Genomic DNA, 21,952 nt, shown 5'->3' with positions numbered 1-21,952 from the left:
TTATTGAGCCGTCAGGCGAAATTAGTCGCAGCGGGGAGGGTGTACTGTGCCAGAGTTTGCAGAAGGTATAATCGCCTCTGGTTTGAGGCATCATCCTGGCAAACGCTGCAATCGTGCTTCAGCCGGACCGGTTCAGTCCGGCGTCAGTCCAGATCGACATAGTGACTGTGGACCCAGCCGGTCTTGGTCGGGTTGCCCGCACTGTCGAGAACCGTCACCTCAAGCCATGAACCGTTCAGCCCGATCGGCAGCACCTTGGTGCCATCGGCCAGCAACAGGATCACGGCATGGGCCGTGCCGGGACCAGCGCGCAGGTTCAACCCGCCGGGCGACTTGATGACTGCGGTGTTGGCCCCGTTGTCATCGCGACCGCCAAGGGCATATTCGCGGAACCGGGCCATGTTGAATGCCGGACCCGGATCGGATTTGCGCACCGGGGCAATGTCATCATGCCCGACGATTTCGGTGATCGGATAGGCCGCCGCCTTAAGCGCCTTGACCAGGGCTACGGCAGCTTCGAACTGGGCGGGGGGATAGGCCTCCCAACCGATCGGCTTGTGTGATCCATCCGGGTTGCCATTGCGATGCGTACCGACGAAGACGTTTTCGATCTTCTGGCCGGATGCGTTGTGCCAGTTGCCGGGCCCGCCCTGGAGAGCGCCCCAGTTCGCCAGTTCAATTCCGATGGAATACCTGTTGAGACCCGACAGGTTCCGCCAGGTAGACTTTCCGGCGTGCCATGCAACCTGATCGAACGGCACACACTGAATGATCGTGCCATCACGATCGATTACCACATGAGCCGAAGAGTTCTTGTTCTGTTTGGATGCAAACCAGTTGGCCGACGAAGCCGCAGAACCGCCTGCGGTAAAATGGATGACCGCGATTGCCGGTGGCTGGGGAAAAGGGCCACCAGTATTTGGCGATCGCACCTGGCGCACTGCATTTGCACTATGAGACAGAATGCCGTTCTTGATAGTGTAGGCCATGTAACACCCTCCCCAAGTCATCTGACCGGATCATGCTACGGGTTCTGCGCAAGATGTCTGTGTGCCTTGTCACTGGTCAACGCCTGAATTTTTCGGTTTATTGCGATGACCGCCAGCCGCACCTGCTGCTTTATGAAAGCTTTAAGGCGAAAGCCGCGATTCCGCCACACAACTGGCATCGATCCGTAAACGCGGGGTCACAGGGGCAGGCTATCAGACCAGAACGGAGGGTTTTGATGACCGAAGTTCTGCCTGCCATGCCTGCGCGCACGAAGCGTGACGAACGCCGCCTTTCGGTCCGCCTCGCCACTGACGCCAGCGATCTGGTCTCCGTGCAGAAGCTGCGCTGGCAGGTGTTCTTTGCAGAACGCGGTGCCGCCGCCGTCACACAGGCGAGCGAGGCCGCCACGCTGCTCGATCACGATACTTACGACGACTTGTGCGACCATCTGCTGGTGATCGACGAAGCGGCGGACGGCCGCGTGGTGGGGACTTATCGCCTGCTGCGCGAATCCGTTGCGGCCAAGCACAGCGGATTTTACTCTTCGGGCGAATACGATCTTTCGCTGCTGACCGGCGGCGCATGGCGGCAATCGGGCGAATTGCTGGAGCTGGGGCGTTCCTGCGTCTTGCCGCCCTATCGCACCAGCGGCACGATCGCGCTGCTGTGGCGCGGGATTTCGGACTACATCGCGCAGCATGGCATCGCGCTGATGTTCGGCTGCGCTTCGTTCCACGGCGTTGACCCACAGGCCCACGCTCCTGCGCTGTCGTGGCTTTATCACAATCATCTTGCCCCGGCGGCGATGCGGCCGCGGGTGCTGCCCGGAACCGGTGTAAGCATGAACTTGCTGGCGCCCGGCGGATTCGACGAGCGCCAAGCGATGCTGGACCTGCCGCCACTGATCAAGGGTTACTTGCGGACAGGGGCAAAGTTCGGCGACGGCGCATTCGTGGACCACGCGTTCAACACAGTGGACGTTTGCGTGGTCATGCCGGTGGACCGGATCGCAGCGCGCTATGCCACGCGCTTCAGCGTGGCGGCCTGACCGTCGAGTTCGCGCGCAAGGCGCCCGGCAACCACTGCTTCGGCCCAGCTCGCAGCCGCCTTGCGATCGGGTGCGGCGAATGGCTGCTCGAACCAGATTTCCAGCGTGATTCCGCCTGATCGGGCAAGCGCAAGCGCATGAGGCAGCAGCGATGCATCGCCCAGCCATGCGGCGAGCGCGCGATCCCCTGCGCTACGATAGACCAGCGTTACAGGCTGGACCGTCAGCGGCTTTATCGTGGTGGCGCCGGTCAACGTGCTGCGAAAGGGCAGTGCGCCATCGCCGGGACCAGTGGTGCCTTCGGGAAAGACGATCACATTGCGCCCGCCGGTCAAGCGCGTACCGATCTGCGCGGCGATCATCTGCGCGGACCGGCGCGAGCCGCGATCCACGAACAGGCACCCCATGCACCGTGCAGCCGGACCAATCACCGGCCATGTCCCGACTTCGGACTTGGCGACGAAGCAAGCATCGCTTGCCCGCCCCAGAGCGGCGATATCGATCCACGAAACATGATTGGCAAGCATCAGCACACCGCCCTTTGCGGGTTGGCCATGCACGGTCAGGCTTACCCGGAACAGCCGCAGAACCAAGGCCCAGCCGAACCGCTCGACGGCGCGCCAGGGCAGCGTCATGCGGGCAAGGCAGAATACCAGCACCACGCATAGCGCAAGACCCGTCCTGACCAGTGACATGACCTTTTCAACCATGCCGCGCCTTACCCCCGGAATCTGACAGTCCCGCGACGAAACGCGATGGGTCAAGTGAAGGCTGCGCTGGCCTTGAGCAGATTGTAGGCTTCGACCACGGCCTGCAACTGGCCTTCGAAACTGCGATTGCCACCGTTGCGATCCGGGTGGAACTTGCGCACCAGTTCTGAATAGCGGACGCGCAAGGCACGGCGGTCCGCATCGTAGCCAAGGCTGAGCACATCATAGGCCTTGCGCTCATCCGGGCTGATCCCGCGCCGGGCAGCGTCGGCGGCTTTCTGGTGATCGGATCGCCGCGCCTTGGCGCGTGCGGCGATGGCTTCGAGCGGATCGTCGAAATCGGCCCAGCGCGGCGCGGCATCGATCCCGGCGTCGGCGCGAAAGGCGCGCGTCTCCCGCTCCCAACCGGCCAGCGGCGATTGCGCGGCCAGGATTTCATCGGCGGTCATCCCGGCAAAGAAATCGTACCCTGCATTGAACTGGCGGACGTGTTCGAGGCAGAACCAGCGATAATCGCCGGGACCATCGAAGCCTGAAGCGCGGACGCCAGGCGCGCGGAACTCGCCCGGCTCGTCGCAGCCGGGGGCATTGCAGATGCGTCCTTCACTCTGGACGCGGCCGTGGAACTTGTCATTTCGCATGCCGCTTCCACATGGCGACGGAGCGGCTAGAAGGGAAGCCATGACAGGACCAATTGCACTGGAAATCGAACGTCTGCTCACGCAGGCCTTTGCCCCCACCCGCCTTGCGGTGATCAACGACAGCGCCAGCCACTCCGGCCACATGGGCGATGACGGCACCGGCGAATCGCACTTCACGGTAGAGATCGAAAGCGCGGCCTTTGCCGGGCAATCGCGGCTCAACCGGCAACGCATGGTCAACAAGGCGCTAGGCGACCTGCCGGGCGAGCGCGTCCATGCGCTGGCGATCAAGGCCCGCGCGCCCGGTGAATAGGGCACCCGTATCCGAGGGGTGCCGCCGAATCCGCCGGGCGGCGCGCATCCTGCTGCTCGACGAGCACGACCGGCTGCTGCTGTTTCGCTTCGCCCCGCAGGATCGAGCCCCGTTCTGGTGCGGCGTCGGCGGCGAATGCGATCCGGGCGAAGATTTTGCCAGCGCAGCGGTGCGCGAACTTTTCGAGGAAACCGGGCTGGCAGTAGCCGATTGCGGGTCTGAAGTTGCCCGCCGCGCTGACGATTACCTCACTCTGCTGGGCGAACCGATCACGTCGGACGAACGCTTCTACCGCGTACGGACCACATCATTCACGCCCGACACACGCGGACACACCGAGATCGAACAAGCGCTTATCGACGAACATCGCTGGTTCACCCGCGCGGAACTGGCAAACTGGCATGAGCCTGTTTTTCCGGTAAACATTCTCGAACTGCTCGATCTTGAGGCGGACGCATGACTGACCCCGATATGAATGATGCGATCATCCAGACCATCACTCCGGTTGCGCACGATCTTGGTGCGTTCGAGGTGCGCCGCGCCATTCCCTCACGCCAGCGCACGATGGTCGGCCCGTTCATCTTCGTCGACCAGTTCGGACCCGCACACTTGCCCCCAGGCACGGCGATGGACGTGCGCCCTCATCCGCACATCAACCTTGCCACCGTCACATGGCTGTTCGATGGTGCGATAGACCACCGTGACAGCCTCGGCTCGTTTGCCACGATCCGCCCCGGACAGGTCAACCTGATGACCGCCGGGAGTGGCATCGTTCATTCCGAACGCTCGCCCGAAACGGAGCGCCCCCGCGGTCCTCACCTCTACGGAATGCAGACATGGCTTGCCCTGCCTGACGGCGGCGAGGAAATTGCCCCCGCCTTCGAACAGATCACCAGCCTGCCGATGATCGAAGACGCCTGCGCCACCGCCACCATCATCATGGGGACGCTGTGGGGCAAGACCGCCCCTACCACGCAACACGCCGCCACGATCTACGCCGAACTCCTGCTCGCACCCGGCGGCGCCTTGCCGATTGACGCCGAGGCGGACGAACGGGCGGTCATGCTGGTAGGCGGTGAAGCCAGCATCGACGGCCTGCCGCTGACCCTTTACGATCTCGTCGTCCTGGCCCCCGGCGCAGTGCTGAAACTGCAATCCGAAACTGGCGGCCGCGTAATGCTCATGGGCGGAGAAGCCTTTGCCACAAAACGCCATGTCTGGTGGAACTTCGTCAGTTCCAGCCGCGAACGGATCAATCAGGCGAAGCGGGACTGGCAGGACGGACTCTTTCCGAAAGTGCCGGGCGATGAAGTGGAATTCATCCCCCTGCCGAAAATTGCCACCACCGTCAGCTATCCGTAATCAGCAGCATCAAGGAGAGACCGCATGGAATTGACGCGCGTCACACTTGCCAGCGGGATAGAACTGGACGTGCTGGACAGCGGTCCCCGCGATGCCCCCGCGCTGATCTTCCTGCATGGCTTTCCCGAAAATCATCGCACATGGCGGCACCAGATCGCGCATCTTTCGGATCGGTTCCGCTGCATTGCCCCCGATCAGCGCGGCTATTGCGGTTCGTCCCGGCCTGAAGGGGTGGAGAACTACACGACAGACAAGTTGATCGGCGACGTGTTCCAACTGGCCGATGCATTGGACGTGGGGCAGTTTACGGTGATCGGGCATGATTGGGGCGGCGCGCTGGCCTGGGTCGTGGCGATGCTCGGCCAGGGGACGCGGGTAAGGCGGGCGGTCATCCTCAATGCCCCGCACCCGGTGATTTTCCCGCGCCTGTTGTGGACCGATCCGGTGCAGCGCGCGGCAAGCCAGTACATGCGTGCATTTCGCGATCCCGCCAACGATGCGCTGGTGCGCCAGCACGGCCTTGGTGCGCTGCTGCTGAAGGCGATACGCTGGAACCGCGCCACCGCGATGGAACAGGAAGAACGCGCCGCGCTGCTGCGCGATTGGGCCGATCCCGATGCCGCCTTCGCCATGCTTAACTGGTATCGCGCAAGTTCGGTCAACGTCCCGCCGATGGATGCGCCACTTGCCCTGCCCGATGGCTACAGCGACGCTCCGCTGCCGCCGCTGACGATCCCGACGCTGGTGATCTGGGCGATGGACGATGAGGCGCTGCCGCCCTGCAACCTTGAAGGCCTGGAAAAGCTGGTGACGAACCTGACGCTTGAGCCTGTGACCGATTGCGGCCATTTCGTGCCCTGGGAAGCGCCTGACAAGGTCAACGCCGCGCTGGACAGGTTTCTGGGCTGAACATTTTCGATGCACCCGATTGCCGTGATCGGGTTCATTCGGTTGCCCTTTGCCCCGCGCTGCCATAAGGGCGGCGGGTTATGTCCAACGCCGCACCGCTCGTATTCGCCATTCCGAAGGGCCGCATTCTCGACGAGGCATTGCCCTTGCTGGAGAAGGCCGGGATCGTGCCCGATGCAGACTTCTTCGACAAGTCATCGCGCGCGCTGTCGTTTGCCACAAACCGCCCCGACGTGACGATCATCCGCGTCCGCGCGTTCGACGTGGCGACATTCGTGGCCCACGGGGCGGCCCACGCCGGAATCGTCGGCTCGGACGTGATCGACGAATTCGACTATGCCGATCTTTATGCGCCGGTCGATCTCGACATCGGGCACTGCCGCTTGTCGGTGGCCGAACCTGTCGCCGCAGTCGAATCGGGCGCCAATGCGCGGGAAAGCCACGCGCGCGTTGCCACCAAATATCCCAACCTCACCCGCCGCCACTTCGAGAAGCTGGGCGTGCAGGCCGAAGTCGTGAAGCTGAACGGCGCGATGGAACTGGCGCCGTCGCTCGGCCTTGCCAGCCGCATCGTCGATCTGGTTTCGACCGGGCGGACGCTGAAGGACAACGGGCTGGTTGAAACGAGCCGGATCATGCCCGTTTCGGCGCGCCTGATCGTCAACCGCGCCGCGCTCAAGACCGACAGTGCGCGCATGGGCGCGCTGATCGACGCGTTCCGCGAAATGGTCGCCCGGAAGGATGCCGCCTGATGCAGCGCCTGAAATCCAGCGATCCCGATTTTGCCCGTGCCTTTGCCCGGCTGGTCAAGGATCGGCGCGAGAGCGACGACAACGTGGCGCGCGATGTGCAGACGATCATCGAGGACGTCCGCCTGCGCGGCGATGAAGCTCTGGCCGAGTACACCGCGAAGTTCGACGGGCACAGTCCCGCAGAAGATGGCTGGCGCATATCGCCAGAAGCGTGTCGCGAAGCCTTCGATGCACTGAAGCCCGATCTGCGCGCCGCGCTGGAACTCGCCGCGCAACGCATTCGCGCCTATCACGAAGCGCAGTTGCCTGAAGACCGCGATTATACCGACGCCACGGGCATGCGCCTTGGCGCGCGGTGGAGTGCGGTGGATGGCGCGGGGCTTTATGTTCCGGGCGGCCGCGCGGCTTATCCGTCCTCCCTGTTGATGAACGCAATCCCGGCCAAGGTGGCAGGCGTCGGGCGGTTGGTGGTTGTGACGCCGACGCCAAAGGGTGAGGCCAATCCGCTGGTGCTGGCCGCAGCGCATCTTGCAGGCGCGGACGAGGTGTGGTGCGTGGGCGGGGCGCAGGCTGTGGCTGCGCTGGCCTATGGCACCAGGCGGATCAAGCCGGTCGATGTGATCACCGGCCCCGGCAATGCGTGGGTGGCAGAGGCCAAGCGCCAGTTGTTCGGCATTGTCGGCATCGACATGGTTGCTGGGCCATCGGAAATCCTGGTGATCGCCGATGGCAGGAACGATCCGCAGTGGATCGCCGCCGACTTGCTGAGCCAGGCCGAGCATGATCCGGTGGCGCAATCGATCCTGATAACCGACGATGCCGCCTTTGCCGATCAGGTGGCCGATATGGTCGGCGTCGAGATTGCCATTCTGCCCACAGCCAAGGTCGCCAAGGCGAGCTGGGATGGATATGGCGTGATCATCGTGGTCGATTCACTGGACGAAGCGCCTGCCCTGGCCAACGCTCTGGCCGCCGAACATGTCGAGATCGCTACTGACGATCCGCAAGCGCTGTTTGACAAAATTCGCCACGCGGGTTCGGTCTTCCTTGGCCGGATGACGCCCGAAGCGGTCGGCGATTATGTCGCCGGTCCCAACCATGTCCTGCCCACCGGGCGCCGCGCGCGCTTTTCTTCGGGCCTTTCCGTTCTGGATTTCATGAAACGCACAAGCTTCATTGCCGCCACTGACGCGAGCCTTGCCGCAGTCGGTCCTGCCGCCATCGCACTTGCCGATGCAGAAGGCCTTGCCGCCCACGCGCGATCGATCGAACTGAGGCTTGGCATATGAGCGGCATGTCCCGTCAGGCCCGCGCCGCATCGCGCCTTGCCGCCGTGCAGGCGCTGTATCAGATCGACATGGAGCGGCCCGAACTGCACCTGCTGCTCGACGAATTTCACATGCACCGCCTAGGTGCGGAGATCGAGGACGTTAAATACGCCAAGGCCGACATCGCCTTTTTCGACGATGTGGTGAAGGGCGTCGACGCGCGCCGCAACGAGATCGATCTGCTGCTTTCGGCCAAGCTTGCCAAAGGCTGGTCGCTCGCCCGGCTGGACAAGACCATGCTCCAGATCCTGCGCGCTGGGTCCTATGAACTGCTGGCCCGCAAAGACGTGCCCGTTGCCACCGTCATCACCGAATATGTCGATGTCGCCCACGCGTTCTTCGAAGAACGCGAGGCCAAGTTTGCCAACGGTGTGCTGGACGCTGTGGCAAAGGACGTGCGTTAGAGCCGGATGCTCTAGAGCCTGATGACATTAGATTGACCCACCCTGACGGAGTCGATTTTGGTTTGTGGGGAGGCGTGAGGAGTGAGCGATGCCGTAGCATCGTGATCGACGAGCAACGCTCCCACAGGGCAAAATCGGCCCGCCCCGAAGGGGTTGGACTGCAAGGCCCCGTGGACTGCGTTGCGGCCCTTGCAGGGGCAACCAGCCCCTGCTGCGCGCCGCGCCTTGCCACGGGGCCTTGCAGTCCAATCAGGGCGGATCAATCTAATGTCATCAGGCTCTAGAACGCCGGAACCGCGCCAAGGCGGGAGTCGGCTTGCCGCTGCCGCCTTCGGTCGCGGAAATCGAGTATCGGCTTTTCGAAATAGTGCCATGAGAGCGATGCCAGCCCGATCGACAAGGATGTTTCAGCCAAAGCCTTGAAGGTTGCATGATCATCAAACCACGTTGGCATGGGCAAGATGGCGAAGCGCACCAGTGTATGGAACAGGTAGATTCCGTAGCTGATCCGGCCAAGATAGCTGATGGGCCAGAATTCGAGGACTTTCACCAGCATGCTGTCCTGATTGTGGGCGATGCCCGAAAGGACGATCATCACGAGCACGGCAGGCAGGAAGAACGCTGCACTGCCATCCATCCATGACGGCAAACCCGTGAACGTGCAAAGCAGATAGACCAGCAGGCTTGGCACGGTTGCCCAATGAACGATCGCGTTCTTCTGCATGGCAAGGCTGGCAAGCCCGCCCATGGCGATCAGGCCGAAATTCGTGAACGATCCCAGATCGATGGACAAACGGGCAGCTTCGGGATCGGGCAGAAACGCCGGCGTTGCCACCGCAACGATCACAGCCAGCGCCAGTGCGCCCCAGCAAATTGCCTTGTGCCAGCCTTGCCCGGCCAGAAGCAGCGCCAGTCCGGCCCAAAGATAGAATTGCTCTTCAACCCCCACGCTCCAGAACACCCCGACCTGCCGCCATTCGTGCCAGACATAAGCGACGAGGACGTTGCCCATGAACAGGGCGTTGCCCATCCAGCTTGCCGGATCGGCCTGATTGCCTGTTCTTGCGGTCACCGTGATGAGCGATACGAACAGCGTGGCGAAATAGATTGGCCAGATGCGGAAAACCCGGTTCTCGAAGAAGTGGACCACTTCGCGACGCACCGTGGACTTGCCCTCTTCGATAACCACCCTGCGCCGGTTGAGAATCGAGATGATCAGGAATCCGCTCAACACGAAAAACAGGCGAACGCCAGCTCCGCCACTATCGACATGGAATTTGAAATAGAAGTTATGGGCAAGAATTACGAGGAAGACGGCAATAGTGCGAATGCCGTCAAGCCCCTTGATCCGGCCGACTTTTGCCTGGTGCTGTGACAGCAAGACACTGGTATCGCTCGATTTCGACACTGCCGCACCTGCCAATTCATTTGGTTGCAGTGCAACATCTAGCAGGAGATGCCCATCAAATCCATCGCGGCTGCGTCCGATCTGGCCAAGGCGGGGGCGGGGACGATCCGGTGCGCGATCAAAACCACATGCGCAGGCCAATGACCGCGCTTAGCTGTGACGGAGCCTCGCCATCAGCCTGGGCCAGACGGGCGGTTTCGCCCAGCTTCCGTTCCCAGTGGAGGCCGAGGTACGGAGCGAATTCGCGGCTGAATTCGTGGCGCAGACGCGCGCCCAGCTCAATTTTCTCCAGCCCCGCACCGATACCGAGTTCGGGCACGTCCTGCGCCGCCGCGTCGATCTCAAGCGAAGGTTGCAGGATCAGGCGCTGCGTCAGGCGGATGTCGTGTTCGGCTTCCAGCCGGAAATGCACGTCGCCCTTGTTCGAAACGAATGCATGGACGCTCGCTTCGAACCAATAGGGAGCGAGACCCTCCACCCCGACGACGCCATACGTCCGATCCGGCCCTGCATCGAAATCCTGCCTTACGCCAAGCTCGAAATTCCACCACGGATCGATCGCATGCCGCCATGCGGCGCGCACTTCGCCCGTTTCCAGCGGTTCGCCGAACGCGGCTTCGCCTTCGGTTTCGAAGGAGAGGCGGTCGATGTCACCGCCCAGCCAGCCCATGACTTGCCAGGCATAGCCATCCTTGCCGTTGCGCGGGCGGTATTCCAGCCGATCAGCGATCAGGGCATCGCCATGGAATCGGCCTTCCTGCGAAAAACCTGCCCGCGCTTTCGCCATGCGGGCCTTGTCCCAGAACGCGTCGGCGGGATGATCGGTGGGCAAGGGCGGCGGCACGGCATTGCCCACCTCGTCTGCCGTCGCGGGTGCCACGCCATGGCCGGAATGATCGACCTGTGCCGTCGCTTCCGCATCGGCGGGCATCTGGTGCATGGAATGGTCCATGCCCTGCATCGTGCCCATGGCGTGCCCGGCATGAGGGTCCTGCGCCTGCTGCGCCATGGCCGGAGCGGCAACGGTCAGCATCGCCCCCGCGATCATCACCGCCTTCATGCCGCATCGCCTTCGGCACGGACCGTTACCACGCGCATCATCCCGGCGTGCATGTGCAGCAGCATGTGGCAATGAAACGCCCAGTCGCCTTCGGCGTCGGCCGTCAGATCGAAGCTGCACTTCCCGCCCGGCAGCACGTTGACCGTATGCTTGCGCGGACGGTTGCCCGGCTCGCCCGTGACCAGTTCGAAGAAATGGCCGTGCAGGTGGATGGGGTGGGGCATCATGGTGTGGTTGATCAGGTTCACGCGCACCCGTTCGCCCTTGCGGAACGGGATCGGTTGCGCACCATCCGAAATCGTCTGGCCATCAATGGACCACATATAGCGTTCCATGTTGGCCGTAAGATTGACGTCGATCTGGCGCGCGGGCTGGCGCAAATCAGGATTGGCCTCGCGCGAACGCAGGTCTGCATAAGTCAGTACCCGATGGTCTGCGTCCTCCAGTCCGGTGGGCCGGTCCGCCAGCCGGTCGGTCGGCATAGGCGCAATCGTCGCCACGCCTGGTCCCGGCTTCACCCCCGGCGCCAGCGAAAGGTCGCGCATCTGCATCGAGTGACCGGCCATGCCGTGCATCTCCATGCCGCTCATGTCCATGCCGCTCATGTCCATACCCATGTCGCGCATGGTCAGGATCGGGCGTGAGCGCAAGGGCGGGACGGGGCCGACCATGCCGACCTGCGGGGCCAGCGTGGCGCGAACAAGGCCCGATCGGTCAATCGCCTCCGCAATGATCCCGAACGCCGCCGCCTCGGAGGGCTGGACGATCACGTCATAGGTCTCGGCAATCGCGATCTGGACTTCGTCGGTTTCAACCGGGGCCACGTTGCAGCCATCGGCGGCCACGACTGTCATCGGCAGGCCGGGGATGCGCACGTTGAAGTTGGTCATGGATGAAGCGTTGATGATGCGCAGCTTTACCCGCTCGCCGGGACGGAACAGCGCAGTCCAGTTGGCCAGTGTATCGTGGCCGTTGATCAGGAACGAATAAGTGGCGCCGGTCACGTCCGAAATGTCGGTCGCGTCCATGCGCATCTTCGCCCATGCCATGCGCTTGCTCAGGCTCTGGTCCTGGCCCTTGAGCAACCCGCCGACCGTCTGGCGCTGCCAGTTGTAATAGCCGCCCATGGTCTTGAGCTTTTGCAACTGGGTGTGCGGATCGACCGGACTCCAGTCTGCCAGCACCAGCACATATTCGCGGTCGAACGGCACAGTGGTGTCAGGCTCTGCCGGGTCGATCAGGATCGGGCCATAAAGCCCCACCGCTTCCTGCATGCCGGAATGCGAATGATACCAGAATGTGCCAGAGTGCATGACCGGGAATTCATAGGTGAACGTCTCGCCCGGATCGATGCCGGGAAACGACAGGCCCGGCACCCCGTCCATCTGGAACGGGACGAGCAACCCGTGCCAGTGGATCGAGGACTGTTCCTTGAGGCGGTTCGTAACCGCGATCTTCACGCTCTGCCCTTCGCGCAGGCGGATCAGCGGAGCAGGAATCGTGCCGTTGATCGCGATAGCCGAAGCGGAACGATCACCCACCGCAAAGCGCGCCTCGCCGATCTCCAGCCTGATCGTCTCGCCCGAAAGCGTTCCCCCGGTATCGCGCCCGGCCAGCGGCCCGGCACCTCGGCCATGGCCGCCATGTCCCGATTGCGCCCAGGCCGGGAATGGCGGCGCCACGGCCAGCACACCCGCACCCAGCAGCAAGCGACGACGATCGATCAGGAGTGTGTTTCGCATTGTCATGGAATACCCGCCAGACGTGGCCTTTCCAGCATGATGATGAAACCGCGCAAGAAAATTCGTCATGCAACGCCTGGGGTGCGGGCACAAATCGTCCTTCTTGCCAGCTTTGGCGATCATCATGACCGAACCGCAACAAAGTTTCCCCTTATCGGACCTTGACCGCGACAGCATTTGCCGAGCAAATCGCAGCCGGAGATCTGCCAGGTCCGTAACTTTTCAACGGGAGAATGCCCAAGTGTTCAGCCATGTAATGGTCGGCGCGGATGATATTGCCGCTGCCAGGACGTTCTACGACGCCACGTTCAAGGCATTCGGCGGGCCGGAAGCGATCACCGACCCGAAGGGGCGACTGATCTATCAGCACAACGGCGGGCTGTTCATCGTGACGAAGCCGATCAACGGCGATCCGGCATGTGGCGCCAACGGCGGCACCATCGGTTTTCGCATGAACCCCGAACAGGCGGACGCCTGGCACGCGGCAGGCCTGAGCGCTGGCGGCACCGCTTGCGAAGACCCACCGGGACCGCGCGAGGGTTCGCCCTATTACCTTGCCTACCTGCGCGACCCTTCGGGCAACAAGCTTTGCGCGCTGGACATAATCGCCTGATGCCGATCGAAACGGTCTCGACCAGCAAGGCGCATGGCGGAACGCTTGGCGTCTACAAGCACGAGTCCACGTCAACTGCGACGGGAATGACCTTTTCAGTCTTCCTGCCGCCGCAAGCCGCAGGTCTGGAGCAAGGCGCGAAACTGCCCGTGCTGATTTATCTTTCCGGCCTGACCTGCACCCACGCCAATGTGACCGACAAAGGCGAGTATCGCAGGGCGTGTGCCGAACGCGGCATCGTCTTCGTTGCGCCGGATACCAGTCCGCGCGGCGAAGGCGTGGCCGACGATCCTGCCGCCGCCTATGACTTCGGGCTTGGCGCAGGATTCTATGTCAACGCCACGCAAGCTCCGTTCGCGGCCCACTACCGCATGTGGGATTACATCGCGGACGAATTGCCCGCGCTGCTGGCGGCGAACTTTCCGGTCGATCCTGATCGCATGGGAATCACCGGCCATTCGATGGGCGGGCACGGCGCGCTGACGCTTGGCCTGACGTACCCGGAACGGTTCCGGTCGCTTTCGGCCTTTGCGCCAATTGTTGCGCCGGGTCAGGTGCCGTGGGGTCACAAGGCGCTGGGCGGCTATCTGGGCGATGATCGCACCGCGTGGCGGGCGCATGATGCCGTGGCGCTGATCGAGGATGGCAGGCGTCCGGCGGGCGCCGTGCTGGTGGATCAGGGCGATGCCGACGGCTTCCTTGCCGAACAGCTCCGCCCCGAACTGCTGGCGCAAGCATGCACGGCGGCGGGCATTGACCTGACGCTGCGGTTGCAGCCGGGCTATGACCACAGCTACAACTTCATTTCCAGCTTCATGGAAGATCATATCCGCTGGCATGCCGATCGGTTGTAAGCGGGCGTCGAACGGAAACGGCAGCGGTCAGGCAGGAAATTCGAGGGTATCGCATGAATGCTGTCCATACCGGCGTAATCGCGCAGACCATCCAGCTCGCGCTGGCACCGGTCTTCGTGCTGGTTGCCATCGGCAACATCATGAACATCCTGACCACGCGATTGGGACGCATCGTGGACCGGTCGCGTACGCTGCAGAAGCTGCATGGTGAAACCATCGGACCCGAACACGATGTGGTGGTGGTGGAAATCCGCTACGTCGACCGGCGCATTCACCTGATCGGGCGGGCGCTGCTGCTGCTCGTGCTGTCCGGCCTTGCTATCGGCGTGACCGTCGGATCGCTGTTCGTGGGCGAAATGATCGACCGCGAATTGCGCAACCTGACCGGCATCACCTTTTTCGTGGCGATCGGCCTGTTGATGATCGCGCTGGTCTATCTGCTGCTGGAAACGCGCATCGCCGCCAGTTCCCTGCGCCTGCCGCAGGAACTGCTGGAGCTTGAACGGGACATCTGAACGGTCAGGTCAGCAGCTTGCCGGTCTTCTCGCGGATCATGCCTTCGATCATGCGCTTGGCAAAGCCCAGGCTGGCGGGAATATCGACGTCCACCACCAGCTCGCTGTCGGTCAGTTCCACCGCGCAATCCACGCTATAGCCCATCGCGCCCACGGTCATGGTCATGTGATCGTCATCGGCAAAGGTCGTCGTGATCGTCGCCATGCTCTCGGCCTTTTCCATCGCCTTTGCTGCCTTGTCGCGCAGACGGCGGCGGGCTTCGTCCCGGCCGAGGGTATGGGGAATGGCAACACGCATCATACGTCCTTGTTTACAGCGATCTGGGGAACAGCAAGCTGAGGCGTGGCCTCTAGCCCTTCCCCATAGCGGTAGTCCAGATAGCGCCCACGCACAGCCAGCGCATCGAGATCGCCCGCCGCCAGTTGCCGCGTGATCTCGTCAATTTCCTTTGAAATCTTGCCCAGGCCCTCGCTCAATTGCTCATCGGCATTGCGACCGGCGCGCTCTTCCTTGCGCAAGTGCGGCGGGATCTTGCGCCAGCTTTCGACCATGCCGGGCAGGTGTTCGCCCACAAGGCGGCGCACTTCGCCCACGGCTGGCTCGGCCGGATCGATGCCTTCAAGCTGCACGCCCAACCCATCGAGCTGCACACCGATCTGATCGACCAGCCGCACCGCTGGCGCGGGGAGCGCAGGCCGCTGCGCTTCAAGCCACAGTTCCGTGCGCCCAACCATCGTCCGCACATCGCCCGAATTGAGCGCGGCAAGATCGGGCACTTTCAGCTTGGGAAACGTGGCGAAAAACCACAGCGTCCCCACGATCGCCAGCGCCAGCAGCATCACGCCGGTGATGCCGATGCCATCGAGCACCAGCCCCGCCGCCATCGCGCCCACCAATACCACGCCCACGGCCATCGCCATGCGCGCCAGCTTCTTGCCGCGATGCTGACGCTTCAGATCGGCCGAACGCTGGCCGATGCTGCGCCGTCCGCCCGCCTGCTGGCGAACGAGCGTTGATTTTGCCTCGGCAAGGATGCGCTGGCTGTCCTGCGCGGGAGAATTGGCCATCAGTGCCTCAAACCTCCAGGCTCAACAGCGGCGAACTGTCCGGTCCGGCGAGCTTTGCTTGCGCCGCGCCTTCTGCCCGCGCGATATAGCCCTTCGATTTCTCGACCTCGCCCGAAAGCGTATCGACCGTCTGCTTCATCGAATCGAGCGCCTTCAGCTTGAACGTGTCGATCGTGTCCATCGTGTCGTAAATGTTCTGGAACGCGCGTTGCAGCGTTTCCAGCGGGATCGTGCTGGCGGCGGCCAGTTCGTGAATCTTGCCGGTCTGTTCGCGCAGCAGTTTGCCGGTACTATCGATCATGTTGGCGGTGGTGGTGTTAAGTGCGGTAATCTGTTGCAGGACCAGCCGCTGGTTGGTCATCGCCTGCGCCACGGTCACCGCGGTGCGCAGCGCTGCGACGGTCGTCGTGCTGGCGCGGTCCACGCCCTTGACCAGTTCGACGTTGTTCTTCTTGACCAGATCGAGCGCGAGATAGCCCTGCACCGTGACAGCCATCTGCGTGAGCAGGTCCTGTGTACGCTGGCGGGTGTAGAACAGAGCGGTTTCGCGGATCGCCTTGGCCTTGGCGGGATCGGTGTGATCCAGATCGGCGGCGGCTTCCTCCAGCCTGGCGTCCAGTGTCTTGGAGATAAGGATCATCTGCTCCAGATTGCCCATCGCCTCCCACAGCTTGCTGCGCTCGACGTCGATGGCGGCGTTGTCCATCAGCAATTCGTCCTTGCCTGAGGCAAGGCGTTCAAGGATTGCCTTGATGTGGCCCTGCGCCGAGACATAACCATCGAAATACTTCTTCATGCTGTTGCCGAAGGGAATGATTCCGAGGATCTTCCGGCCGGTGGACAGCTTGCCCTGCTTGCCCGGATCAAGCTCCTCCACGGTGCGGCGCAGTGCGGCCAGATCGGACCCCACGCCGCTGTCCTTGTCCATCGCGCGGATCGGGCGGTCAAGGAAGCGGTTGGCCATGCCCGCCGCTTGTGAAATTTCCTTGCGGCCCATGTTGGTCAACTGATCGACCTTCTTGCCGAACTCCGGGCTTTGCGCATCCTGCGCGATCAGATCGGCCACGAAGGCATCGACCTTCGATTCCAGCTTCGAACGGTTTTCGTCCGATACCGGCACCAGTCCGGCGGCCTGAACGGGCGCGACGACCGGCACCGGATCGGGCGGCGTCAGCGTCAAGGGGCTGGCGGTTGCAGTCTCGGTCAAAGTCGTGGCCATCGCAATCGTGCTTTCCAGAAAGGATCAACCGGCAACATGGGATTTCATCTCGCCCTGTGCAAGCTGTATTATAGCTGCAATACAGCAACAGGCGAACGGCCATATCGACGCGGGACCTGTCGCGTTCCATGAACTGCATCATGGAAAACGGAATGCGATGCGCGATATTCGGGGCAAGCGGCGGAATCGGCGCGGCATTAGTCACCTTGCTGGCCGCGCGTGACGACGTTGCGCAAGTTCACGCGGTGGCACGAAAGCACCCGGCAGCAGCGCCCAAGGTCCACTCGCATACTTTCGATCTGACTGACGAAACGACCATCGCCACCGCCTGCGTTGAAATCGCTGCCCCGCTCGATCTGGTGATCGTCGCGACAGGGCTACTGGTGCGCGATAATGGCGATGGCCCGGAGAAATCCTGGCGCACCCTGAATGCCGGGGCGATGGCGGAAATGTTCGCGATCAACACCATCGGTCCTGCGCTGATCGGCAAGCATTGCGCGCCGCTGTTGCGCAAGGGCGGGAGGCCGGTGTTCGCGGCAATCTCGGCAAAGGTCGGTTCGATCACCGACAACCGGCTTGGTGGCTGGCATTCCTATCGCGCTTCCAAGGCCGCGCTCAACATGATGGTACGCAACTTCGCGATCGAACTTGGCCGAAGCAATCCCGCCGCGATTGCCGTGACGTTGCATCCCGGCACGGTCGATACGCCGCTTTCCCGTCCGTTCCAGCGCAGGGTGCCGCCCGAACGGCTGTTCACCCCCGCGCAGTCCGCCGCGCACCTGCTCCGCGTGATCGACGCGCTTTCGGGTGCCTACAGCGGAAAACTGATGTCATGGGACGGCTCGGAGCTCCCATTCTGATCCACTTCGAATTTCACACAGTGTAACTTTTCAAGTCTCCATTTCTGGCTCCCGGCGCAAGCCCTGATAAGCTGCAATCCGAGCCAATCAGGCTGACGGCGGGCTAATCCGCTGCGCCTGTTGGGATTGAGGAGGCAGGGATGAAGGGAATGATCGGCCCGATTCTGGCCATCGGGGCCATGGCTTGCGCTGCGCCCCTATTGGCAGCACAGAAACGCGGCGAAGCGCAAGGCCTGCGCCCGCCCGAAGTGATCTACGCCAAGACCTGCGGCTATTGCCACGGCCGCAATGTCGGCCCGATCATCCTCGGCCGTGCGCTTCCCGCCGAAAGCATCGCGTACATCGTGCGTCACGGCCAGAACGGCATGCCCGCGTTCCGCCCGACCGAAATCAAGCCATCCGAACTCGATGCGCTGGCCATCTGGATCGAAAAAAGCACGGCACGTAGCGGAGAGCACGGACAATGAGCGGCATCGACATGGACCGTCGCGGGCTGCTTGGCGCCGGCATTCTCGGCGCTGCCAGCTTGGGCCTTGGTACAAGTGCCAGCGCAAAGAACCCCGCCCCGCTCGCGCCGGGCCTGACCAAGGCCGATTTTTCCAGCGCCATGAAAGCATTTCGCGGCGTCGTCGGCGCGGAATGGGTGTTCGGTGATGAAGAGGCCGTAGCGCCCTACGCCAAGGTCTATGTGCCCGATCCGGCCAACCGTCATGTGCCGGTGGGCGCGGTCTGCCCCGAAACGGTGGAGCAGGTGCAGGAAATCGTCCGCATCGCCAACAAGTACCGCCAGCCGATCTGGCCGATCTCAACCGGCAAGAACATGGGCTATGGCATGGCCGCGCCCGCCACGCCCGGCCAGGTTGTGCTCGACCTCAAGCGGATGAACCGCATTCTTGAAGTGGACGCGGACCTCGGCACCTGCCTGCTCGAACCCGGCGTCACTTGCCAGCAGCTCAAGGATTATCTCGTCGAAAACAACATCCCGTTGTGGATCGATGTGCCGACGGTCGGCCCTATCGCCTCACCCGTTGGCAACACGCTGGATCGCGGCGTGGGCTACACGCCTTATGGCGAACACTTCATGTTCCAGTGCGGCATGGAAGTGGTGCTGGCCGATGGGCAGGTCATGCGCACCGGGATGGGATCGATCAAGGGCAGCACCGCGTGGCAGGCATTCAAGTGGGGCTACGGGCCTTATCTCGATGGCCTGTTCACCCAGTCGAACTTCGGCGTCGTCACCAAGATGGGCCTCTGGCTGATGCCCAAGCCCCCGGTCTACAAACCGTTCATGGTGCGCCACGCAGAAATGGGCGACGTGCCGCGCATCATCGAGGCGATGCGTCCTTTGCGCGTCTCCAACCTTGTTGCCAATTGCAATCTGATGATGAGCGCATCGTATCAGCTCGCCATGTTCAAGCGCCGCAATGAAATCGTGCCCGATGGCGCGATGCTGGACGAAGCATCGCTCAAGAAAGCGGCCAAGGCGAATGGTCTCGGCATGTGGAACACATATTTCGCGCTCTATGGCACCGAACAGACCGTGGCTGCGGTCGAGCCGATCATCCGCGCCAGCCTGACGGCCAGCGGCGGCGAAGTGCTGACCTCTGCCGAAATGGGCGACAACCCGTGGTTCCACCACCACTCCACGCTGATGGAAGGCGGGCTGAACCTTGATGAGATCGGCCTGCTGCGCTGGCGCGGCGCGGGCGGCGGTCTTGCGTGGTTTGCGCCGGTTGCCGCAGCGCGGGGGATCGAAGCCGAACGCCAGACCGTGCTCGCCAAGGAAATCGTCGAGAAGTGGGGCTTTGATTACACCGCCGCTTACGCCATCGGGTGGCGCGACCTGCACCACATCCTTGCGCTGCTGTTCGACAAATCCGATCCCGAACAGGAAAAGAAGGCGGACGGCTGCTATCGCGAACTGGTCATCCGGTTTGGCGCGCAAGGCTGGGCCAGCTACCGAACCGGGGTCAATTCGATGGACCTTGTCGCGCAGCAATATGGCGAAGTGAACCGCGGCTTCAACGCCAGGATCAAGCACGCGCTCGATCCCAACGGCATCCTTGCTCCCGGCAAATCAGGGATCATGTGATGGAACGCTTTGCAGGAAAAGCCGTGTTGATCACCGGCGCGGCCACGGGCATTGGCCGCGCCACCGCGCTTGCCTTTGCGCGCGAAGGTGCCTCTGTAATGATCGGTGATATCGATGCGCGGGCAGAGGAAACCGTCGCGATGATCGTAGGCGAAGGCGGCACCGCCGCGTTCCGCCATACCGATGTGCGCAAGGCCGCCGATCTTGACGCGCTGGTCGCGGCTTGCGTCGAACGCTTCGGGCGGATGGACGCGGCGTTCAATAACGCCGGAGTCCTGCCCCCGCAACGCCCGATCCACGAAGTGACCGAGGACGAACTTGACCTTGCCATCGACGTCGATTTCAAGGGCGTGTTCTTTGCCATGCAGGCCGAAATCCGCCACTTCCTGAAAGTGGGCGGCGGGGCCATCGTCAACACCGCCAGCGTCGGCGCGCTGATCGCGGACCCCAACATGAGCGCCTATTGCGCAATGAAACACGCGGTGGCGGGCCTGACCAAGGCAGGCGCGGTCGAATATGCACGCGCGAACATCCGCGTAAACGCCATCGCGCCCGGCTTTGTCGTCACGCCGATGACCCAGCACTGGGCCGACAGCAACGCGTTCACCGACATGTTCTTTGCCCAGAACATTTCGGGCCGCGCCGCACGGCCTGAAGAAATTGCGCCCACCGTGCTGCATCTGTGCTCGGACGGCGCAGGCTTCATCAACGGCGCGACTTTCACCATTGACGGCGGCCAGACGGCGCACTGACTTTGTGCTGAGTCAGTCCAGCGCAGGCGAGATACCGCGCCAGTCGAACCATTCGGCATAAGGGTGGCAAGTTGCCACCACGGCCTCGCGTCCTGCGGCGCAAGTTCCGTCCCACAGGGTCAGCCGCAATTCAACATCGCGGCGGTCCTTGCACCATTCCAGTCCGACGCGGGCGAGTTGCCGCTCCGGTGTTGCCCGCGCACCGGCGCGGCGGAGAGACCGGGCAACGGAATCGCGTTCAGGCTGGGGCACATATTGCATCACCATCGAATGGAACACCACGCGGCGCACACCTTCGGGCTGCGGCTGGGCGAGTTGCCGTGCAAGCCAGGGTCCGGCGCTGCCCTGTTCCACGTGCGGGACATGCTGATGCGCAATTTCAATCGCGCCGCGCAACCGCTTCATCCGCGCGGGAATGCCGGGCCAGGTGCAGGCGTAAAGCCGTTCACGATGATCGGGGCGGGCGATGTCCAGTGGGGCCAGATCGGCACCGCGGGCGCTTGCGATGAATGGCAGCATTGCCGGGACCGCTTGCCCTCGCCAGTTCGGCGCAATGGAGACCGCGCTATCGCGCGGTCCCATCAATGTTCCGCCAAGTTTGAAGGCATAGTGCGCCAGATTGAGATTCAGCCCCGCGCTTGATCCGAGTTCCAGCAATTCCGAGCGGAGGCCATGACGCCTGTCCAGTTCGGCAAGCACACCCATAAGTCCGGCGATCCGTGCCACTTCGTTGGTCTGGGTGGGTCTGGACACCCATCGAAGCATGGCGTCTTCGTTCGTGGTCAAGGCCTGCGCGACCGCCAGATCGAACCCGATGGCACTATCGGTCTGCGACAATTGCGACAGAAGTGGCGCACGACCGCTGCGGGCCAGCGCATGAAGACCGGCATTCAGGCGGAACGCCACACCCGATGACGCAAGGTCATCCGGCCAGTTTCGGATCAGTGCATGCAGACATGGCGCCAGCGAAAGCGTGTGCGCGCAGGCTTCCAGCACAGAGGCCACATAGCTGGCCCCCAGCGCGGCAGCCTTGCCCGCCTCGCGTTCGAAGTATGCGGCGCACCGGTCCCCTTGGTGGAGGACCGGTCGGTCAGCACGATCAAGCGGCAGGATATGGACAAGGCCAGACAACAATCAGAACTTTCGGCCGCAGGTTGAACCCGGCAACCCTTAACCATCCCGGCTTTTACCGCGTTAAATGCAGACTACGTAAATGCCCTGATATTCAGACAATTCATCGATTTTCCTCCATCATACTTGCGGCGACTACCTAATGATCTCCCAAGACGTGGTTAAAACCGCACCCGCTAGA

25 protein-coding genes are annotated in these 21,952 nt (G+C 62.8%); 15 read left to right on the top strand and 10 right to left on the bottom strand.

Features of this window, described 5'->3' with window-relative positions; genetic code table 11:
* Positions 1 to 143 precede the first annotated feature (143 nt).
* Complete coding sequence (locus tag LUA85_RS02790) at positions 144 to 989, bottom strand: N-acetylmuramoyl-L-alanine amidase (protein ID WP_231466818.1); 846 nt, start codon at positions 987 to 989, stop codon at positions 144 to 146.
* Between the two features lie 236 nt (positions 990 to 1,225).
* On the opposite strand from LUA85_RS02790, the gene LUA85_RS02785 reads away from it, so the two are divergent.
* Positions 1,226 to 2,038, top strand: coding sequence for a GNAT family N-acetyltransferase (locus LUA85_RS02785; protein WP_231466817.1), 813 nt, complete (start codon positions 1,226 to 1,228; stop codon positions 2,036 to 2,038).
* Here LUA85_RS02785 and LUA85_RS02780 read toward each other — a convergent pair.
* Positions 2,008 to 2,748 carry a 1-acyl-sn-glycerol-3-phosphate acyltransferase gene (locus tag LUA85_RS02780; RefSeq protein WP_231466816.1) on the bottom strand — a complete coding sequence of 247 codons (741 nt, stop codon included), beginning with the start codon at positions 2,746 to 2,748 and terminating at the stop codon, positions 2,008 to 2,010. The genes LUA85_RS02785 and LUA85_RS02780 overlap by 31 nt on opposite strands.
* 50 nt (positions 2,749 to 2,798) lie before the next feature.
* Positions 2,799 to 3,389, bottom strand: coding sequence for a J domain-containing protein (locus LUA85_RS02775; protein ID WP_231466815.1), 591 nt, complete (start codon positions 3,387 to 3,389; stop codon positions 2,799 to 2,801).
* Positions 3,390 to 3,429: 40 nt separating this feature from the next.
* On the opposite strand from LUA85_RS02775, the gene LUA85_RS02770 reads away from it, so the two are divergent.
* The 7 genes from LUA85_RS02770 to nusB all read left to right on the top strand — a co-directional run bounded on the left by LUA85_RS02770 (position 3,430) and on the right by nusB (position 8,457).
* A complete protein-coding gene (locus LUA85_RS02770; RefSeq protein WP_231466814.1) occupies positions 3,430 to 3,702 on the top strand; it encodes a BolA family transcriptional regulator in 273 nt (90 codons plus the stop codon).
* Entirely contained in the window at positions 3,695 to 4,162 is a 468-nt protein-coding gene (locus LUA85_RS02765; protein ID WP_231466813.1) for an NUDIX hydrolase, read from the top strand. The genes LUA85_RS02770 and LUA85_RS02765 overlap by 8 nt, the downstream gene beginning before the upstream one ends.
* Positions 4,159 to 5,064, top strand: a complete 906-nt coding sequence (locus LUA85_RS02760) for a pirin family protein (protein ID WP_231466812.1) — start codon at positions 4,159 to 4,161, stop codon at positions 5,062 to 5,064. Before LUA85_RS02765 ends, LUA85_RS02760 begins: the two co-directional genes overlap by 4 nt.
* Positions 5,065 to 5,088: 24 nt before the next feature.
* The gene (locus tag LUA85_RS02755; protein ID WP_231466811.1) at positions 5,089 to 5,973 is read left to right on the top strand and encodes an alpha/beta fold hydrolase; all 885 of its coding nucleotides are present in this window, start codon (positions 5,089 to 5,091) and stop codon (positions 5,971 to 5,973) included.
* An 80-nt stretch (positions 5,974 to 6,053) separates the two neighbouring features.
* The gene (gene hisG / locus LUA85_RS02750) at positions 6,054 to 6,725 is read left to right on the top strand and encodes an ATP phosphoribosyltransferase (protein WP_231466810.1); all 672 of its coding nucleotides are present in this window, start codon (positions 6,054 to 6,056) and stop codon (positions 6,723 to 6,725) included.
* The gene (gene hisD, locus LUA85_RS02745) at positions 6,725 to 8,014 is read left to right on the top strand and encodes a histidinol dehydrogenase (RefSeq protein WP_231466809.1); all 1,290 of its coding nucleotides are present in this window, start codon (positions 6,725 to 6,727) and stop codon (positions 8,012 to 8,014) included. The genes hisG and hisD overlap by 1 nt, the downstream gene beginning before the upstream one ends.
* Positions 8,011 to 8,457 (top strand): transcription antitermination factor NusB, encoded by a 447-nt coding sequence (gene nusB / locus LUA85_RS02740; RefSeq protein WP_231466808.1) that lies wholly within the window; start codon positions 8,011 to 8,013, stop codon positions 8,455 to 8,457. Before hisD ends, nusB begins: the two co-directional genes overlap by 4 nt.
* A 280-nt stretch (positions 8,458 to 8,737) precedes the next feature.
* Here the strand turns inward: nusB and LUA85_RS02735 are convergent, their stop codons facing one another.
* The 3 genes from LUA85_RS02735 to LUA85_RS02725 form a co-directional block, all read right to left on the bottom strand.
* Positions 8,738 to 9,865: an acyltransferase gene (locus tag LUA85_RS02735; RefSeq protein WP_231466807.1), complete on the bottom strand. Its 1,128-nt coding sequence runs from the start codon at positions 9,863 to 9,865 to the stop codon at positions 8,738 to 8,740.
* A gap of 118 nt (positions 9,866 to 9,983) precedes the next feature.
* Positions 9,984 to 10,925 carry a copper resistance protein B gene (locus tag LUA85_RS02730; protein ID WP_231466806.1) on the bottom strand — a complete coding sequence of 314 codons (942 nt, stop codon included), beginning with the start codon at positions 10,923 to 10,925 and terminating at the stop codon, positions 9,984 to 9,986.
* On the bottom strand, positions 10,922 to 12,673 hold the full coding sequence (locus LUA85_RS02725; RefSeq protein ID WP_231466805.1) for a copper resistance system multicopper oxidase: 1,752 nt from the start codon (positions 12,671 to 12,673) through the stop codon (positions 10,922 to 10,924). Before LUA85_RS02725 ends, LUA85_RS02730 begins: the two co-directional genes overlap by 4 nt.
* 235 nt (positions 12,674 to 12,908) lie before the next feature.
* Here LUA85_RS02725 and LUA85_RS02720 point away from each other — a divergent pair, with 235 nt between their 5' ends.
* Genes LUA85_RS02720 through LUA85_RS02710 form a run of 3 tightly spaced genes read left to right on the top strand, consistent with a single transcriptional unit; the run spans position 12,909 to position 14,649 of the window.
* Complete coding sequence (locus LUA85_RS02720) at positions 12,909 to 13,280, top strand: VOC family protein (protein ID WP_231466804.1); 372 nt, start codon at positions 12,909 to 12,911, stop codon at positions 13,278 to 13,280.
* Positions 13,280 to 14,134 carry an S-formylglutathione hydrolase gene (gene fghA / locus LUA85_RS02715; protein WP_231466803.1) on the top strand — a complete coding sequence of 285 codons (855 nt, stop codon included), beginning with the start codon at positions 13,280 to 13,282 and terminating at the stop codon, positions 14,132 to 14,134. The genes LUA85_RS02720 and fghA overlap by 1 nt, the downstream gene beginning before the upstream one ends.
* Positions 14,135 to 14,187: 53 nt before the next feature.
* Complete coding sequence (locus LUA85_RS02710) at positions 14,188 to 14,649, top strand: DUF2721 domain-containing protein (protein WP_231466802.1); 462 nt, start codon at positions 14,188 to 14,190, stop codon at positions 14,647 to 14,649.
* 4 nt (positions 14,650 to 14,653) lie between these two features.
* Here LUA85_RS02710 and LUA85_RS02705 read toward each other — a convergent pair whose 3' ends face one another.
* From LUA85_RS02705 to LUA85_RS02695, 3 genes are read right to left on the bottom strand one after another with little or no spacing between them, the layout of a single operon-like run.
* The gene (locus LUA85_RS02705) at positions 14,654 to 14,950 is read right to left on the bottom strand and encodes a polyhydroxyalkanoic acid system family protein (protein WP_231466801.1); all 297 of its coding nucleotides are present in this window, start codon (positions 14,948 to 14,950) and stop codon (positions 14,654 to 14,656) included.
* Entirely contained in the window at positions 14,947 to 15,717 is a 771-nt protein-coding gene (locus LUA85_RS02700) for a hypothetical protein (RefSeq protein ID WP_231466800.1), read from the bottom strand. The genes LUA85_RS02705 and LUA85_RS02700 overlap by 4 nt, the downstream gene beginning before the upstream one ends.
* A gap of 7 nt (positions 15,718 to 15,724) precedes the next feature.
* Positions 15,725 to 16,936, bottom strand: coding sequence for a toxic anion resistance protein (locus tag LUA85_RS02695; RefSeq protein WP_231466799.1), 1,212 nt, complete (start codon positions 16,934 to 16,936; stop codon positions 15,725 to 15,727).
* Between the two features lie 152 nt (positions 16,937 to 17,088).
* Between LUA85_RS02695 and LUA85_RS02690 the strand changes: the two genes are divergently transcribed.
* From LUA85_RS02690 to LUA85_RS02675, 4 genes are all read left to right on the top strand, one after another.
* Positions 17,089 to 17,796 (top strand): SDR family NAD(P)-dependent oxidoreductase, encoded by a 708-nt coding sequence (locus LUA85_RS02690; protein WP_231466798.1) that lies wholly within the window; start codon positions 17,089 to 17,091, stop codon positions 17,794 to 17,796.
* A 140-nt stretch (positions 17,797 to 17,936) separates the two neighbouring features.
* Positions 17,937 to 18,263, top strand: coding sequence for a cytochrome c (locus LUA85_RS02685; RefSeq protein WP_231466797.1), 327 nt, complete (start codon positions 17,937 to 17,939; stop codon positions 18,261 to 18,263).
* Positions 18,260 to 19,888, top strand: a complete 1,629-nt coding sequence (locus LUA85_RS02680) for an FAD-binding oxidoreductase (protein WP_231466796.1) — start codon at positions 18,260 to 18,262, stop codon at positions 19,886 to 19,888. The genes LUA85_RS02685 and LUA85_RS02680 overlap by 4 nt, the downstream gene beginning before the upstream one ends.
* Positions 19,888 to 20,640, top strand: coding sequence for an SDR family NAD(P)-dependent oxidoreductase (locus LUA85_RS02675; RefSeq protein ID WP_231466795.1), 753 nt, complete (start codon positions 19,888 to 19,890; stop codon positions 20,638 to 20,640). The genes LUA85_RS02680 and LUA85_RS02675 overlap by 1 nt, the downstream gene beginning before the upstream one ends.
* A gap of 12 nt (positions 20,641 to 20,652) precedes the next feature.
* Here LUA85_RS02675 and LUA85_RS02670 read toward each other — a convergent pair whose 3' ends face one another.
* Positions 20,653 to 21,771, bottom strand: coding sequence for a DUF2332 domain-containing protein (locus tag LUA85_RS02670; RefSeq protein ID WP_231466794.1), 1,119 nt, complete (start codon positions 21,769 to 21,771; stop codon positions 20,653 to 20,655).
* Between the last annotated feature and the right edge of the window lie 181 nt (positions 21,772 to 21,952).

The sequence above is a fragment of the Novosphingobium sp. CECT 9465 genome (assembly GCF_920987055.1).
In the GTDB taxonomy this organism is placed as follows: domain Bacteria; phylum Pseudomonadota; class Alphaproteobacteria; order Sphingomonadales; family Sphingomonadaceae; genus Novosphingobium.
The sequence above is the reverse complement of the archived record's forward strand: the minus strand, read 5'-3'. Positions and strand labels throughout refer to the sequence as shown.

Excerpts from the sequence above, each read along its gene's own strand:
- LUA85_RS02760 (WP_231466812.1), top strand. The coding sequence starts at position 4,159 with ATGACTGACCCCGATATGAATGATGCGATCATCCAGACCATCACTCCG.
- LUA85_RS02710 (WP_231466802.1), top strand. The coding sequence starts at position 14,188 with ATGAATGCTGTCCATACCGGCGTAATCGCGCAGACCATCCAGCTCGCG.
- LUA85_RS02690 (WP_231466798.1), top strand. The coding sequence starts at position 17,089 with ATGCGATGCGCGATATTCGGGGCAAGCGGCGGAATCGGCGCGGCATTA.
- LUA85_RS02725 (WP_231466805.1), bottom strand. The coding sequence starts at position 12,673 with ATGACAATGCGAAACACACTCCTGATCGATCGTCGTCGCTTGCTGCTG.
- LUA85_RS02685 (WP_231466797.1), top strand. The coding sequence starts at position 17,937 with ATGAAGGGAATGATCGGCCCGATTCTGGCCATCGGGGCCATGGCTTGC.
- LUA85_RS02675 (WP_231466795.1), top strand. The coding sequence starts at position 19,888 with ATGGAACGCTTTGCAGGAAAAGCCGTGTTGATCACCGGCGCGGCCACG.
- LUA85_RS02705 (WP_231466801.1), bottom strand. The coding sequence starts at position 14,950 with ATGATGCGTGTTGCCATTCCCCATACCCTCGGCCGGGACGAAGCCCGC.
- LUA85_RS02770 (WP_231466814.1), top strand. The coding sequence starts at position 3,430 with ATGACAGGACCAATTGCACTGGAAATCGAACGTCTGCTCACGCAGGCC.
- hisD (WP_231466809.1), top strand. The coding sequence starts at position 6,725 with ATGCAGCGCCTGAAATCCAGCGATCCCGATTTTGCCCGTGCCTTTGCC.
- LUA85_RS02790 (WP_231466818.1), bottom strand. The coding sequence starts at position 989 with ATGGCCTACACTATCAAGAACGGCATTCTGTCTCATAGTGCAAATGCA.
- LUA85_RS02695 (WP_231466799.1), bottom strand. The coding sequence starts at position 16,936 with ATGGCCACGACTTTGACCGAGACTGCAACCGCCAGCCCCTTGACGCTG.
- LUA85_RS02700 (WP_231466800.1), bottom strand. The coding sequence starts at position 15,717 with ATGGCCAATTCTCCCGCGCAGGACAGCCAGCGCATCCTTGCCGAGGCA.
- LUA85_RS02680 (WP_231466796.1), top strand. The coding sequence starts at position 18,260 with ATGAGCGGCATCGACATGGACCGTCGCGGGCTGCTTGGCGCCGGCATT.
- LUA85_RS02785 (WP_231466817.1), top strand. The coding sequence starts at position 1,226 with ATGACCGAAGTTCTGCCTGCCATGCCTGCGCGCACGAAGCGTGACGAA.
- LUA85_RS02780 (WP_231466816.1), bottom strand. The coding sequence starts at position 2,748 with ATGGTTGAAAAGGTCATGTCACTGGTCAGGACGGGTCTTGCGCTATGC.
- LUA85_RS02730 (WP_231466806.1), bottom strand. The coding sequence starts at position 10,925 with ATGAAGGCGGTGATGATCGCGGGGGCGATGCTGACCGTTGCCGCTCCG.
- hisG (WP_231466810.1), top strand. The coding sequence starts at position 6,054 with ATGTCCAACGCCGCACCGCTCGTATTCGCCATTCCGAAGGGCCGCATT.
- fghA (WP_231466803.1), top strand. The coding sequence starts at position 13,280 with ATGCCGATCGAAACGGTCTCGACCAGCAAGGCGCATGGCGGAACGCTT.
- nusB (WP_231466808.1), top strand. The coding sequence starts at position 8,011 with ATGAGCGGCATGTCCCGTCAGGCCCGCGCCGCATCGCGCCTTGCCGCC.
- LUA85_RS02775 (WP_231466815.1), bottom strand. The coding sequence starts at position 3,389 with ATGCGAAATGACAAGTTCCACGGCCGCGTCCAGAGTGAAGGACGCATC.
- LUA85_RS02755 (WP_231466811.1), top strand. The coding sequence starts at position 5,089 with ATGGAATTGACGCGCGTCACACTTGCCAGCGGGATAGAACTGGACGTG.